This window comes from Metabacillus lacus (genome assembly GCF_009674805.1).
GTDB lineage: Bacteria > Bacillota > Bacilli > Bacillales > Bacillaceae > Metabacillus_C > Metabacillus_C lacus.
Map to the genome: position 1 here is coordinate 1 of NZ_WKKI01000069.1, position 14148 is coordinate 14148.

Sequence of the window (14148 nt, forward strand, 5' to 3'; positions counted from 1 at the left end):
TAACCGGAAATTCTACCCTTAAATCGCCCCAAAAAAGGTCAAAATGACAGTTAAGCGGAAATCTTCCGCTTAACTAGATGTTACCTCAGCGCGGGGTAACACTGCTGCTCTTCAGCCACCTCTGTACCATGGGAGCTTCTCAACCGTTTTTGAAAGTTTACGGGTAGAAAAAATTACAAAAATATTGAAAATGTTGAAAGCCTTGTCTGTCAATAATGAAAGCGGATACAAATTAATTGATTAATCTAAATTATCAAACAATTCTAAAAAATAGTATTGACTAGTGTAAAAAATGGGCGTAAGATAGGCTCAACTAAAGGTTGCAAGACAAAAATGAATCATGAACAAAGCTGTTGCATGGTTCTTTTTTTACAAAGTGAATTTAACCATTTAAAGCGGTTTTACTTTAACTGAGAGGTGTGCGTAACAATGGCAGAACAGTGGATCTTTCTAAACGATGAATTTGTGAGGAAAGAGGATGCAAAAATATCAGTATATGATCACGGCTTCCTCTATGGTGACGGCGTTTTTGAGGGAATACGTGTTTACAGCGGCAATATTTTTAAAATGGAAGAACATATGGAGAGGCTCTATCAATCAGCTAAATCCATTATGCTCAATATTCCATACTCCACTGAGGAGCTGACGAAGCTAACGATCGAAACTGTTAAAAAGAATGGACTGGAGAACGCCTATATCAGGCTTGTCATCTCCAGAGGAATAGGGGATCTTGGACTGGACCCGTATAAATGCCTGAAAGCAAACGTGGTGATTATTGTTGAACCGCTCGCCATTTTTCCGGAGCATCTTTATGAATCAGGGATTGATATCATCACAGTGCCTACAAGAAGAAACCGGCCGGATGTGCTCAGCCCAAAAGTAAAATCTTTAAACTACCTGAATAATGTGCTAGTACGGATTGAAGCGCACCTGGCTAATGTCAGTGAAGCGCTTATGCTGAACGATCAGGGCTATGTTGCAGAGGGTTCAGCGGACAACGTATTTATTTTAAAGAAAAACAAACTCTTGACGCCTCCCGGCTATGTCGGGGCTCTGGAAGGAATTACCCGGAACGCTATCATAGATTTAGCAACAGAGCTTGGTTATGAAGTGAAGGAAGAACCTTTTACCAGGCATGATGTTTATACAGCAGATGAAGTATTTTTAACAGGAACTGCAGCTGAGGTAATAGCGGTAATTAAAGTGGATGGAAGAGTCATCGGAGAGGGAAGACCTGGGAAACATACAAACATTCTTTTAGAAGCTTTTAGAAAGCTTGTAGTAAAAGACGGTGTCCCGACAGGGGTACTAAATAAAAATTTGCATGTCAGTTAAATGATGATAAAAGCGTTGAAGAGGATAAGTAAATTGCGGTTAAAGCATCTACAGAGAGCCGGTCATGGTGGAAGCCGGCGGTGTTCCCGCAGTTGAACTCCCCTCTAAGCGCCGGTTTGAAATAACAGTAAAACCGGCCGGGTGGATTTACAATCAGCACCCGTTATCAAAACGGGCAGCAGGGCTGTCCATAAGGTGATGACAAAATCACGAAAAAGGGTGGTACCGCGTAGAGAGCTTCTTCGCCCCTTTGAATGGCAATTTACAATTGTGATTCATAGGAGTGTGGGAGCTTTTTTATATATCTGCAAGCAGAGCATTTTTTCTGCCAAACAGGGAAGCTTGATTGCTGCAGAAATTTGAAAAAGGGAGGCTGAATCATGGAAGCAAATGTACAATTGGAGAAAGCCGCAGCCAAATGTACAAGTAGAATGACGGGAGCTATGATGCTGATTGAAGCATTGAAGAGGGAGAAAGTAGAGATGATTTTCGGGTATCCCGGAGGTGCTGTTCTGCCAATTTATAATATGCTTTATGACTCAGGGCTGTTTCATATTCTGTCCAGGCATGAGCAGGGAAGCATTCACGCAGCAGAAGGTTATGCACGAGTATCCGGAAAACCGGGGGTGGTCCTTGCAACATCGGGCCCGGGGGCAACAAATCTGGTTACAGGGATAGCAGATGCCATGATTGATTCACTTCCTCTTGTGATCTTTACAGGCCAGGTTGCTTCAAGTGTGATTGGCTCTGATGCATTTCAGGAAGCAGATATCTTAGGCATTACCATGCCAATTACAAAGCACAGCTATCAGGTGAGATCAGCAGCTGAACTACCCCGTATCGTAAAAGAAGCTTTTCATCTTGCATCAACTGGCAGGCCTGGACCTGTATTAATTGATATACCAAAAGACATTGCAGTTGAAGAAGGGGAATTCAATTACGATCAGGAGATTTCACTTCCGGGCTATTCGCCGGAGACAAAACCTAATTACCTTCAGATTCGAAAGCTGGTTGAAGCTCTCGGCAATGCTAAAAAGCCCGTTATTCTGGCTGGAGCAGGAGTGCTCTTTTCAAAAGGGTCACAGCAGCTCCGTGAATATGCAGAACAGCAGAATATTCCGGTTGCGCATACGCTGCTTGGGCTTGGCGGCTTTCCTGCAGATCACGAATTGTTTTTAGGCATGGCCGGCATGCATGGTACATATGCAGCAAATATGGCCCTTTATGAGTGCGATCTGCTCATTAGTGCGGGAGCAAGGTTCGATGACAGGGTTACCGGAAATTTAAAGCATTTTGCGAGAAATGCTGTTATTGCCCACATTGATATTGATCCTGCAGAAATAGGAAAAAACATTCCTACTCACATCCCGCTTGTCGGAGATGCAAAAGAGATTCTCTCAGAGCTGATTGCTCAAAATGGAAAAAAGGGCAATAGAGATGACTGGAGGGAAAAGCTTTCGGGATACAAGCGTGATTACCCTCTCTGGTATGTGTCAGGGGAGGGTGTTCTAAAGCCACAGGAAGTTATTGAAAAAACGGCTCTTCATACCGGGGGCAATGCCATTGTCACAACTGACGTAGGCCAGCATCAAATGTGGGCCGCCCAGTACTACCCTTTTGATACGCCTGGAAAATGGGTCACTTCGGGAGGGCTGGGAACCATGGGCTTTGGTCTCCCGTCAGCTATTGGTGCACAGCTGGCTAATCCAAAAGCAGATGTCATTGCAATAGTCGGGGACGGAGGCTTTCAAATGACACTTCAGGAGCTTTCGGTTATTAAAGAATTGAATCTGCCGGTTAAAATTCTTCTCTTAAATAATAAGTCTCTCGGCATGGTCAGACAATGGCAGGAAATTTTCTATGAAGAGCGCTATTCACACTCTGTGTTTTCATCACAGCCTGACTTTATCCAGCTTGCAAGTGCATACGGCATGAAAGGCGTGCAAATCTCCAAAAAGGAGGAGCTGGATACCACGCTGAAGGAGGCCTTGACCGCAAAAGAGGCCGTTTTAATAGAAGTAAGGGTGTGTGAAGAAGAAAATGTATTCCCAATGATTGCACCAGGTAAAGGGCTGCACGAAATGGCAGGAGTGAGTCCATGAAAAGAATTATCACCGTTACTGTAAATAATAGATCAGGTGTACTAAACAGAATAACAGGTCTTTTTACCAAAAGGCACTTTAACATCGAAAGCATTACAGTTGGGGCGACAGAAGATCCCGCTATATCAAGAATGACTTTTATTCTTCGCGTACAGGAAGAAAAGGATGCGGAGCAGGTAACAAAACAGCTGAACAAACAGATAGATGTTTTAAAAGTGGAGGATATAACAGAATCATCGCTGGTGGCAAGAGAACTGGCATTAATAAAGGTTGCTTCAAAGCCTTCGACATTTATGGAGCTGCGGAGTCTCATAGATCCTTTCCGTGCCAGCATTGTTGATTCAAGCAGAGAAAGCATGGTAGTCCAGGTCACTGGGGAATCGGGAAAGATTGAGGCTTTAATAGATTTACTCAGGCCCTACGGAATTATCGAGATAGCTAGAACAGGCACAACAGCTTTCAAGAGAAGTACACAAAGAAGCAGCGCGGGGGATCAGTCGCTGTCACTGGTTTGAAAATTTTTAAAAGAGGAGAGGATTTGGGTGGCAAAGGTTTATTATAACGGAGATGTAAACGATGGGGCATTGGCAGGAAAAAGAGTGGCGGTGATTGGCTATGGCTCACAGGGCCATGCACATGCATTGAATTTAAAAGAAAGCGGAGTAGAAGTTGTGGTAGGTGTAAGAAAAGGAGCATCTTTTGATAAGGCAGCTGCTGACGGACATGTGGTTGTAAGCGTTGAAGAGGCGGCATCTTCTGCAGACGTCGTGATGGTCCTGTTACCTGACGAACAGCAGCAAAAAGTATATGAGGCAGAAATTCGCCATACACTGTCACCCGGAAAAGCGCTTGTATTTGCTCATGGATTCAACATTCACTTTCATCAGGTGCAGCCTCCAAAGGATGTGGATGTGTTTCTTGTAGCGCCAAAAGGTCCCGGCCACCTTGTAAGAAGAACGTTTACAGAAGGAGCAGGCGTACCTGCACTGTTCGCTGTTTACCAGGATGTTTCAGGAAATGCAAGGGAACTGGCACTGGCCTATGCAAAAGCGATTGGATCAGCAAGAGCAGGCGTTCTGGAAACGACATTTCAAGAAGAAACAGAAACCGACTTGTTCGGTGAACAGGCCGTCCTGTGCGGAGGGTTGACTTCTTTGGTAAAAGCCGGTTTTGAAACGCTGACAGAAGCGGGCTATCAGCCTGAAGTTGCCTACTTCGAGTGTTTGCATGAACTCAAGCTGATTGTAGATTTAATGTATGAAGACGGTTTATCGGGAATGAGATATTCTATTTCAGATACTGCTCAGTGGGGAGATTTTGTATCAGGGCCGCGTGTCATTGATGATCGGGTGAAACAAAGCATGAAAGAAGTACTTGCAGATATTCAAAACGGCAAATTTGCCAAGGAATGGATATTGGAAAATCAAGCAAACAGGCCGCAGTTCCTGGCTATCAACAACAGAGAAGGAAAGCACCAGATAGAGCAGGTAGGGGAGGAACTTAGAAAAATGATGCCATTCGTGAAGCAAAAATCACGGGAGGCGGTGGCGTCAGGTGCAAAGAGTTAATATTTTTGATACAACGCTCAGAGACGGCGAGCAGTCTGCAGGAGTCAGCTTGAATCCTTATGAAAAGCTTGAAATTGCCAAACAGCTGGAGAAGCTTGGAGTGGATATCATGGAAGCAGGATTTCCCGCTTCTTCAAAGGGAGACTTTCATGCTGTGAAGGAAATTGCCGGGCAGATCAGGAGCCTGTCTGTCACCGGGCTCGCCCGGTCTGTACAGGGAGATATTGATGCTGCGTGGGAAGCGCTCAAAGAAGGAGCATATCCGAGAATTCACTTGTTCCTGGCAACTTCAGATATTCATATGCAATACAAACTAAAAATGACGCCGCAGCAGGTTATAGAAACAGCCGTTGCTTCCGTTCACTATGCTTCACAGTTATTTCCCGTCATTCAGTGGTCAGCAGAGGATGCATGCAGAACAAAGCTTCCCTTCCTGGCAGAAATTGTAGAGAGGGTGATTTCTGCAGGAGCTACAGTCATTAATATACCTGATACTGTAGGCTATATCAGCCCGGCGGAATATGGGAAAATCTTTTCATATTTGAAAGAGAATGTGCCCAATATCCACAAAGCGGTGTTGTCCGCACACTGTCATGATGATCTGGGAATGGCAACTTCCAATTCGCTGGCTGCGATACAGCATGGTGCAGGACAGGTAGAATGCACTGTTAACGGAATTGGTGAAAGAGCCGGGAACGCATCACTGGAGGAAATAGCCGTGTCTCTTCATATAAGAAAGGACTACTATCGGGCTGAAACAGCTATCAAGCTGGAAGAAATTAAGAAAAGCAGTGATCTTGTAGGAAAGCTGACCGGAATGGTCGTGCCGCCAAATAAAGCTGTTGTAGGGAGAAATGCATTTGCGCATGAGTCCGGCATTCACCAGGACGGTGTACTGAAAGAGAAAACAACCTATGAAATTATTACACCTCAGCTGGTAGGTGTAAATGAAAATTCTCTTGTTCTGGGCAAACATTCAGGAAGACATGCTTTTGGGAAAAAGCTGATGGAGCTCGGCTTTGACCTTCAAAAAGAAGAACTGAATCAGCTTTTTTCTATCTTCAAGAAACTCTCAGAGAAAAAGAAAGAATTTTCGGATGAAGATATAACGGCCCTTGTGTTTGATGAAAAGTTTTCTAATGGAGAGGCGGCGTTTGAACTCCTTTCCCTGCAGGTTCACTATGGAAGCAGCGGAGTTCCGGCAGCATCTGTTACATTGAAATCAGACAAAGGAATGATTGCTGAAGCAGCAACAGGCGGCGGAAGTGTTGAAGCCATTTATGCCACTCTCGAAAGATGCACAGGTGTCAAGATAGATTTGCTGGACTACCGGATTCAATCCAATGGAGGCGGAAAGGATGCTTTTGCACAGGTTTTCGTCAGAATTTCGATGTTTGATAAGGAAATAAGCGGAAGAGGTATTGCCCAGGATGTTCTTGAAGCATCTGCAAAGGCTTATCTGCACGCAGTAAACAAATATTATGTAAAGTTTGAGAACAGCGAAGGTTTGAAAGCAACCATTTAATCTGTAGGAAAGGGTGTTGACTGTGAAAAAGAAAATTGCCATGCTTCCCGGAGACGGCATTGGAGTTGAAGTGGCTGAGGCAGCTGCAATTGTCCTGAAAGCAATTGAACAGCAATTTGGCCATGCTTTTGAAATGGAAATCGGGCTGATTGGCGGAAGTGCGATTGATGACTCTGGAAACCCGCTTCCTGAAGAAACATTGAAACTTTGCAGGGAGTCAGATGCAATTTTTCTTGGTGCCGTCGGCGGGCCGAAATGGGATTCAAATCCTGTAGGTCTGCGCCCGGAAACAGGACTGCTTGGACTTAGAAAAACGCTGAATCTATTTGCAAATATCAGGCCGGTTAAAACCTACAGTAGCCTTGCCGCCTGCTCTCCGCTTAAACACGAGGTGCTTCAAAACGTTGATATGGTGATTGTAAGGGAGTTAACGGGAGGACTGTATTTCGGAAAACCGAGTGAAAGAGGGGGAAGACCTGGAGAAGAAGATGTGGTCGATACTCTCTATTATAAGAGGAGCGATATGCAAAGGCTGATAAAAGCGGCATTTGATCTGGCTTCTGTCAGAGGAGGCCATGTGACTTCTGTTGATAAGGCAAATGTGCTGGAATCCAGCAGAATGTGGAGAGAGGTAGCCGAAGAAACTGCTGATATCTTCAAAGATATTCCATTGAACCATATGCTTGTTGATCATGCGGCGATGCGGATCATCAGCTCCCCTTCTTCGTTTGATGTACTGGTTACAGAAAACATGTTTGGAGATATTCTAAGCGATGAGGCAGCAATGGTCACAGGTTCACTCGGCATGCTGCCGTCTGCATCTTTTTCCGAGCAGGGACTTCATATGTATGAACCTGTGCATGGATCAGCACCTGATATCGCAGGAGAAAATCTGGCAAATCCAATCGGGGCCATTCTTTCAGCAGCCATGATGCTGCGTCACTCTTTTTCCATGGAAGAAGAAGCAGCAGCCATTGAAAATGCCGTAGAGCAAGTGCTGAAGTCCGGAGTAAGGACACGTGATTTGGCTGGGGGAGGAGAAACATACCTTACAACTTCCGAAATGACGAAGGAAATTGTCAATGCTCTTGGAGATGATTTTGCTATTCATCAAATCATGGAAGCTTATGCGTAAAGCTGATTGCCGGGAGGATCTAAAAGTATGAAGCCAAGAACAATCGTTGAAAAAATTTGGGACCGGCACCTTGTGGCAAGCGAGACCGAAAAGCCGGATCTCCTGTATATTGATCTGCACCTGATTCATGAAGTAACATCTCCACAGGCTTTCGAGGGAATAAGGGAAAAAGGCAGAAAAGTAAGAAGGCCGCATCTTACCTTTGCGACAATGGATCACAATATTCCAACGATAAACAGGTTTCAAATAAATGACAAAACTTCACTGCAGCAGATTTCTGCATTGGAGAGGAACTGCCGGGAATTTCAAGTGCCGCTTGCGGATTTAAACAGTGAAGATCAGGGGATCGTCCATGTAATCGGCCCAGAGCTGGGGCTGACTCTGCCGGGTAAAACAATTGTCTGCGGAGACAGCCATACATCTACACATGGCGCGCTCGGCGCCCTTGCTTTTGGAATCGGCACAAGTGAAGTTGAACATGTCCTCGCTACCCAGACATTGTGGCAAAGCAAACCGAAAACGCTGGAGATAAGGGTAGAAGGAAAACTCCAGCCAGGTGTCGCAGCCAAAGATGTTATCCTTCATATTATCTCCAAGCACGGAATCGGCTTTGGGACCGGGCATGTGATTGAATTTACCGGAGAAGTCATCAGAGCGCTTTCGGTCGACGAAAGAATGACAATCTGCAATATGTCTATAGAAGCGGGAGCAAAAGCAGGATTGATTGCTCCTGATGAGAAAACCTTTCAATATATCAGCGGACGAAAATATGCTCCCAAAGGAGAAGAGCTTGAAGCAGCTATAAAAGAATGGAGTCTGCTCGCAACAGATAAGGGGGCAAAATACGATGAGTCCATTCTGATTGACGGAGAAAAAATAGAGCCCATGGTTACCTGGGGAACAAATCCGGCAATGGCTGCAGGAATCTCCGGCAGTGCGCCTGCAATGGAGGAAGAAGAAAATCGTGCAGAGCTGGAACGTGCCTTGCATTATATGAATCTATCGCCGGGCACCCCAATGGAGGAAATAGAAGTACAGCATGTGTTTATCGGTTCCTGTACAAATTCACGTCTCTCAGATTTAAGAGCGGCAGCGGAAGTAGTGAAAGGAAAACGGGTTTCTCCAAGGGTCACTGCGATAGTTGTTCCTGGTTCTCAAAGAACTAAAAGGGAAGCAGAAGAAGAAGGGCTGGCTGACATCTTTATTGAAGCGGGTTTTCAATGGCGGGATTCCGGCTGCAGCATGTGCCTCAGCATGAATGATGATGTTGTTCCCCCTGGAGAACGCTGTGCATCTACCTCCAACAGAAACTTTGAAGGCAGGCAGGGCAAAGGCGCCAGAACTCATCTCGTAAGCCCTCCTATGGCTGCAGCAGCTGCTCTATATGGGAAGTTTACAGATGTCCGGGAGCTATATGGTGCCAAACTTTTCACATAAGGAGTTGATGGATTCATGCAGGCTTTCAAAAAGCACAGGGGCAAGGCAGTGTTGCTCGACCGTGAAAATGTTGATACTGATCAAATCATTCCCAAGCAATTTTTAAAAAGAATTGAAAAAACCGGCTATGGCAGATTTGCATTTCACAATTGGCGCTACTTGGAAGATGGTTCCGCCAATCCGGCTTTCGAGCTGAATGCTCCACAAGCGAAGAATGCAACCATCCTGATTGCAGGTGAAAATTTCGGATGCGGATCTTCCAGGGAGCATGCGCCCTGGGCGCTGCAGGATTACGGGTTTCAAGTTGTAATAAGCGAAAGCTTCGCTGATATTTTTCATCAAAACTGTCTGAAAAACGGACTTCTTCCTGTAGTGCTTGGCAAAGAGGAGATCAGAGGGCTGAAGTCATACGCAAAGGCGGGAAAACTAAGCTTTGAGGTTGACCTGGAAAATCAGTTCGTCCAGGGGGAACAAGGACAGAAATGGACATTTACAATAGACCCTTACTGGAAGAATATGCTGATAAACGGCTATGATGAAATAGATATCACCCTTCAGTACGAAGACAGCATATCATCATACGAATCTGCCAATGGGAGACAGGCTTCTGGATAGCGGCCTGTCTCCCTTGCTTGTTTTCCAGAAAAACGATTGGTAAACTGAAACAAATGGTCCAATGGAGTGGTAGTAAATGAACAATGACAGAAAAGACAATATCATTCAGTTCCCTCATCTGAAGGAACGCTTTATAGATAAAGGGATGCTATCGCTGAAAAGCAAAAACTACAGGCAGGCACTGGACTTTTTTTCAGAGGCTAAAAAGCTTGATGAGGATACTGCTGAGATTCATCTTGGAATCGCTCTGTGCCTTATGGAGCTTGGACAGCTAAGAGAAGCAAAAGAAGTTTGCAAAAAAATGCTGAACGAAGATCTCGGACATTATTTTACAGTGCTTCAGATTTATCTGACCATTTTAATTCAGCTCAGGGAATATCCCGAGGTACAGGCAACCATTGAAGCTGTTCTTGAAGAAAATCACCTCCCTGCTGAAAGTGCAGAGCAATTTTATAAGCTGCTGGATTTCAGCCGTAAAATGAACAGCGGTGAAACGCATGACATCATTGCGGATGAAGAGGAAGAAGATGTTATGCCTGAAAGAGGCTTCGAGGAGCTTCAGATTGAAGAACAGCTCTCTTTCATTCAATCTTTAAAAGACCGTAATATTTCTCAGCACATGGTTCTGCTGCAGCATATTCTCAGCGATCCGCAGGCGCATCCTTTGCTAAAGTCAATGGTGCTTCAGCTCTTAAAAGAACATGGCATTGAAAAGGATGTTCAGGTGTTTAAATTCGGCGAAATGGTGCTGGTCAAGCCCTCCCAGCTGGAAGATGTGACAGACATGCCGTTTACAAAAAAAGTACTAAATGTACTGGAGGATATGCTTGGGAATGAGAATCCTGCTTTATATGAGGCTGTAAAAGAACTGTGGGTAAGGCATCTGTTTGTCATGTTACCCGCTTTGCCAAATCCAGCCGAAGCTAAAGTGTGGGCTGCAGCGCTTCATGCAGCAGGCTATGAAATGCACGGCATACATATTGAATCAGATGAAATACAGGAAATGTACGGAGTTCCCAGCTGGAATATCATCCAGGCAAAGAAGCGGATTTTTGAAATAGAAGAAATTTCTTATTTGTAAATGCAGCGGTATCTGTTGAAAGGATTTCATTGTATGGTATAATAAAATGGTTTCAATTATGATACGTGGGTCTTTATTGCTTTAAGCAAACGGGGCTCCAGGCATTCTGCAAAGACTGGTCTAAAAGTGAATGCTTTTACATAAAAGGTATATTCGTCATGGGTTTAAGTCGAGAATGGACATGTATCTCTTATGTACACCGTCCGTTCGGCAGACCGCCGCACCCTGCAGGAACATAAAATCTTCCTGCCATACCTATTGATCATGCTAAACAATATTTTATAGATTTTTGGAGGGAAACACATGTCAGTAAAATGGGAAAAACAAGAAGGCAATGAAGGCGTTCTTACGGTAGAAGTTGAAGCTGAGCAGTTTGACAACGCTCTTGACCGCGCTTTCAAAAAGGTAGTTCAGCAGGTATCCATTCCTGGATTCCGTAAAGGTAAAGTGCCTCGCAGCTTATTTGAAAAGCGTTTCGGGGTAGAATCCCTTTATCAGGATGCAATGGATATCATTCTTCCTGAGGTTTATCCGCAGGCTATTGAGGAAGCGGGAATTGATCCGATTGACCGTCCTGAGATTGATGTTGAGCAGATTGAAAAAGGAAAAAACCTTATTTTTACTGCTAAAGTAACAGTAAAGCCTGAAGTGAAGCTTGGCGAATACAAAGGCTTAGAAGTTGAAAAAGAAGATGCAGCCGTTTCCGAGGAAGAAGTGGAAAACGAACTGAAAACACTGCAAGAGCGACATGCTGAGCTTGTTGTGAAAGAAGAGGGAACAGTTGCAGAAGGCGATACAGTTGTTCTTGATTTTGACGGATATGTTGACGGAGAAGCCTTCGAAGGCGGACAAGCTGAAAACTATTCCCTTGAAGTAGGTTCAGGCTCTTTCATTCCTGGCTTTGAAGAGCAGCTTACAGGCCTTGAAACAGGAGCTGAAAAAGATGTAGAAGTGACATTCCCTGAGGAATATCACGCTGAAAATCTTGCCGGCAAGCCTGCTGTTTTCAAAGTGAAGATTCATGAAATCAAAACAAAAGAGCTTCCTGCGCTTGATGATGAATTTGCTAAAGACGCAGACGAAGAAGTAGAAACGCTTGAAGAGCTTAAAGCTAAGACAAAAGCACGCCTTGAGGAGTCCAAAAAATCAGAAGTGGAAAACAAGCTTCGCGATTCTCTAGTGGACCAGGCTTCTGACAATGCGGAAGTAGACATTCCTGAAGTGCTGATTGACAATGAAGTAAACCGCATGATGGGTGAATTCGAGCAAAGACTTCAAATGCAGGGTATGAACCTTGAGCTTTACTTCCAGTTCTCAGGACAGGATGAAGAAGCATTAAAAGCTCAAATGCAGGAAGATGCTGCAAAGCGTGTGAAGTATAATTTAACACTTGAAGCAATCGCGAAAGCTGAAAACTTGGAAGTTTCTGACAGCGATGTGGAAGAAGAGCTGAATAAAATGGCTGAAATGTACAATATGCCAATCGAGAACATCAAACAGGCTCTTGGTTCTGTAGACGGTCTGAAAGAAGACTTAAAAATTCGCAAAGCAATTGATTTTCTTGTGGAAAATAGCAAGGCTGCTGCATAATAATAGATATAGGCAAGGCGCGACTTTGATCGTGCCTTGTTTTATAATAGTTTTTTTTCTCTATATTTAGGGTAGTATATAACCATCACATACCTATTTCTGAAACCATCAATACATAACCTCGGCAGTTTATAGCAGTACGCAGTTCGTATTATTACCCGTTGCCCTTAACTTATGGTAAAATGCAGTACATATTCAATTCGATTAATAAATAAGCAGCAGCAGCTGCCCCCTGCATGGTGAGCCTGTACAAGTTTATGGAAATAGAAAACACAACGATGACGGTGTTCTTTTTGTCATACATTTTTCTAGCTGTCTTGAGCTTGCACAGTCATATACTGGGGAAATTTCTCGCAAAGAGATAAAGATACAAGGGGTGAAAGTATGTTCAAATTTAATGACGAAAAAGGTCAGCTGAAGTGTTCATTCTGTGGGAAAACTCAAGACCAGGTTCGTAAGCTAGTTGCGGGTCCGGGTGTTTATATATGTGATGAGTGTATTGAATTATGTACTGAAATCGTCGAGGAAGAGCTTGGAACGGAAGAGGAAGTTGAGTTTAAGGATGTTCCAAAACCAAAAGAAATACGGGAAATTCTTGATGAGTATGTTATTGGGCAGGATCAGGCCAAAAAATCTCTGGCTGTCGCTGTATACAATCATTACAAGCGCATCAACTCCAACAGCAAGATTGATGAAGTTGAATTATCCAAGAGCAACATTGCAATGATTGGACCGACAGGAAGCGGTAAAACATTGCTTGCTCAAACGCTTGCCCGTATTCTGAATGTTCCTTTTGCCATCGCAGATGCTACTTCTCTGACAGAAGCAGGCTATGTAGGCGAAGATGTTGAAAACATTCTTCTTAAGCTGATTCAGGCAGCAGACTATGATGTTGAAAAAGCTGAAAAAGGTATCATCTACATTGATGAAATTGATAAAGTAGCCCGTAAATCTGAAAATCCTTCTATTACAAGGGATGTATCAGGTGAAGGGGTGCAGCAGGCATTGCTGAAAATTCTTGAAGGAACTGTGGCAAGTGTTCCGCCGCAGGGAGGAAGAAAGCATCCTCATCAGGAGTTTATTCAAATCGACACAACCAATATCCTCTTTATTTGCGGAGGAGCGTTTGATGGCATCGAGCAGATTATCAAACGCCGTCTTGGCAAAAAGGTAATTGGATTCGGTTCTGATAACAAGCATGAAGATTTGGATTCTAAAGTACTATTGTCTAATGTTCTGCCTGAAGATCTTCTGAAATTTGGTTTGATTCCTGAGTTTATCGGGCGTCTTCCTGTCATTGCGAGCCTGGAGCCGCTTGATGAAGAAGCGCTTGTTGAAATCTTGACCAAACCAAAGAATGCACTTGTGAAACAATATCAAAAAATGCTTGATCTTGATGGAGTTGAACTGGAGTTTGAAGACGGCGCCCTTCTGGAAATTGCGAAAAAAGCAATTGAAAGAAAAACTGGTGCCCGCGGACTTCGTTCCATTATTGAGGGAATCATGCTGGATGTTATGTTTGACCTGCCATCCCGCGATGATATTACCAAGTGTACCATTACCGGAGAAACAGTTAGTGATAAGTTCCCTCCAAAGCTGATGCTTGAAGATGGAACAGTCATTAGTGAAGATACAAAAACATCTGCATAATGAAAAGCCTGCCGAATTTGCGGCAGGCTTTTTTATGTGCGCCCGGCATGGGTGCAGTCTATAGGGTGCAAGTCCCGAGCCATGAAGGCGGTAGTAGTGGTTAGCTTAAC

At 44.2% G+C, this 14148-nt stretch carries 11 protein-coding genes and 1 other annotated feature; all 11 genes read left to right on the plus strand.

All coding sequences use genetic code 11. From position 1 onward, the window contains the following. The first annotated feature begins 429 nt into the window (after positions 1 to 429). Complete coding sequence (ilvE, locus tag GJU40_RS19165) at positions 430 to 1335, plus strand: branched-chain-amino-acid transaminase (RefSeq protein WP_154309663.1); 906 nt, start codon at positions 430 to 432, stop codon at positions 1333 to 1335. Between the two features lie 6 nt (positions 1336 to 1341). Then, positions 1342 to 1588 (plus strand) — a binding site (T-box leader). Positions 1589 to 1715: 127 nt separating this feature from the next. Further along, positions 1716 to 3437, plus strand: coding sequence for an acetolactate synthase large subunit (gene ilvB / locus GJU40_RS19170; protein WP_154309664.1), 1722 nt, complete (start codon positions 1716 to 1718; stop codon positions 3435 to 3437). Continuing rightward, the gene (ilvN, locus tag GJU40_RS19175) at positions 3434 to 3952 is read left to right on the plus strand and encodes an acetolactate synthase small subunit (RefSeq protein WP_154309665.1); all 519 of its coding nucleotides are present in this window, start codon (positions 3434 to 3436) and stop codon (positions 3950 to 3952) included. The genes ilvB and ilvN overlap by 4 nt, the downstream gene beginning before the upstream one ends. A gap of 27 nt (positions 3953 to 3979) precedes the next feature. After that, entirely contained in the window at positions 3980 to 5005 is a 1026-nt protein-coding gene (gene ilvC, locus GJU40_RS19180; RefSeq protein ID WP_343031633.1) for a ketol-acid reductoisomerase, read from the plus strand. Next, positions 4992 to 6530 (plus strand): 2-isopropylmalate synthase, encoded by a 1539-nt coding sequence (locus GJU40_RS19185; protein WP_343031634.1) that lies wholly within the window; start codon positions 4992 to 4994, stop codon positions 6528 to 6530. Before ilvC ends, GJU40_RS19185 begins: the two co-directional genes overlap by 14 nt. A gap of 22 nt (positions 6531 to 6552) precedes the next feature. Beyond that, on the plus strand, positions 6553 to 7665 hold the full coding sequence (gene leuB / locus GJU40_RS19190) for a 3-isopropylmalate dehydrogenase (protein WP_343031635.1): 1113 nt from the start codon (positions 6553 to 6555) through the stop codon (positions 7663 to 7665). A gap of 27 nt (positions 7666 to 7692) precedes the next feature. Next, entirely contained in the window at positions 7693 to 9102 is a 1410-nt protein-coding gene (gene leuC / locus GJU40_RS19195; protein ID WP_154309666.1) for a 3-isopropylmalate dehydratase large subunit, read from the plus strand. Positions 9103 to 9117: 15 nt separating this feature from the next. Continuing rightward, the gene (leuD, locus tag GJU40_RS19200; RefSeq protein ID WP_154309667.1) at positions 9118 to 9717 is read left to right on the plus strand and encodes a 3-isopropylmalate dehydratase small subunit; all 600 of its coding nucleotides are present in this window, start codon (positions 9118 to 9120) and stop codon (positions 9715 to 9717) included. Between the two features lie 76 nt (positions 9718 to 9793). After that, the gene (locus GJU40_RS19205) at positions 9794 to 10798 is read left to right on the plus strand and encodes a tetratricopeptide repeat protein (RefSeq protein ID WP_154309668.1); all 1005 of its coding nucleotides are present in this window, start codon (positions 9794 to 9796) and stop codon (positions 10796 to 10798) included. A 303-nt stretch (positions 10799 to 11101) separates the two neighbouring features. Then, positions 11102 to 12388, plus strand: a complete 1287-nt coding sequence (gene tig, locus GJU40_RS19210) for a trigger factor (protein WP_154309669.1) — start codon at positions 11102 to 11104, stop codon at positions 12386 to 12388. A 384-nt stretch (positions 12389 to 12772) separates the two neighbouring features. Beyond that, entirely contained in the window at positions 12773 to 14038 is a 1266-nt protein-coding gene (gene clpX / locus GJU40_RS19215) for an ATP-dependent protease ATP-binding subunit ClpX (RefSeq protein WP_154309670.1), read from the plus strand. Positions 14039 to 14148 lie beyond the last annotated feature (110 nt).

Excerpts from the sequence above, each read along its gene's own strand:
- ilvN (WP_154309665.1), top strand. The coding sequence starts at position 3,434 with ATGAAAAGAATTATCACCGTTACTGTAAATAATAGATCAGGTGTACTA.
- clpX (WP_154309670.1), top strand. The coding sequence starts at position 12,773 with ATGTTCAAATTTAATGACGAAAAAGGTCAGCTGAAGTGTTCATTCTGT.
- GJU40_RS19205 (WP_154309668.1), top strand. The coding sequence starts at position 9,794 with ATGAACAATGACAGAAAAGACAATATCATTCAGTTCCCTCATCTGAAG.
- ilvE (WP_154309663.1), top strand. The coding sequence starts at position 430 with ATGGCAGAACAGTGGATCTTTCTAAACGATGAATTTGTGAGGAAAGAG.
- leuC (WP_154309666.1), top strand. The coding sequence starts at position 7,693 with ATGAAGCCAAGAACAATCGTTGAAAAAATTTGGGACCGGCACCTTGTG.
- ilvB (WP_154309664.1), top strand. The coding sequence starts at position 1,716 with ATGGAAGCAAATGTACAATTGGAGAAAGCCGCAGCCAAATGTACAAGT.
- tig (WP_154309669.1), top strand. The coding sequence starts at position 11,102 with ATGTCAGTAAAATGGGAAAAACAAGAAGGCAATGAAGGCGTTCTTACG.
- leuD (WP_154309667.1), top strand. The coding sequence starts at position 9,118 with ATGCAGGCTTTCAAAAAGCACAGGGGCAAGGCAGTGTTGCTCGACCGT.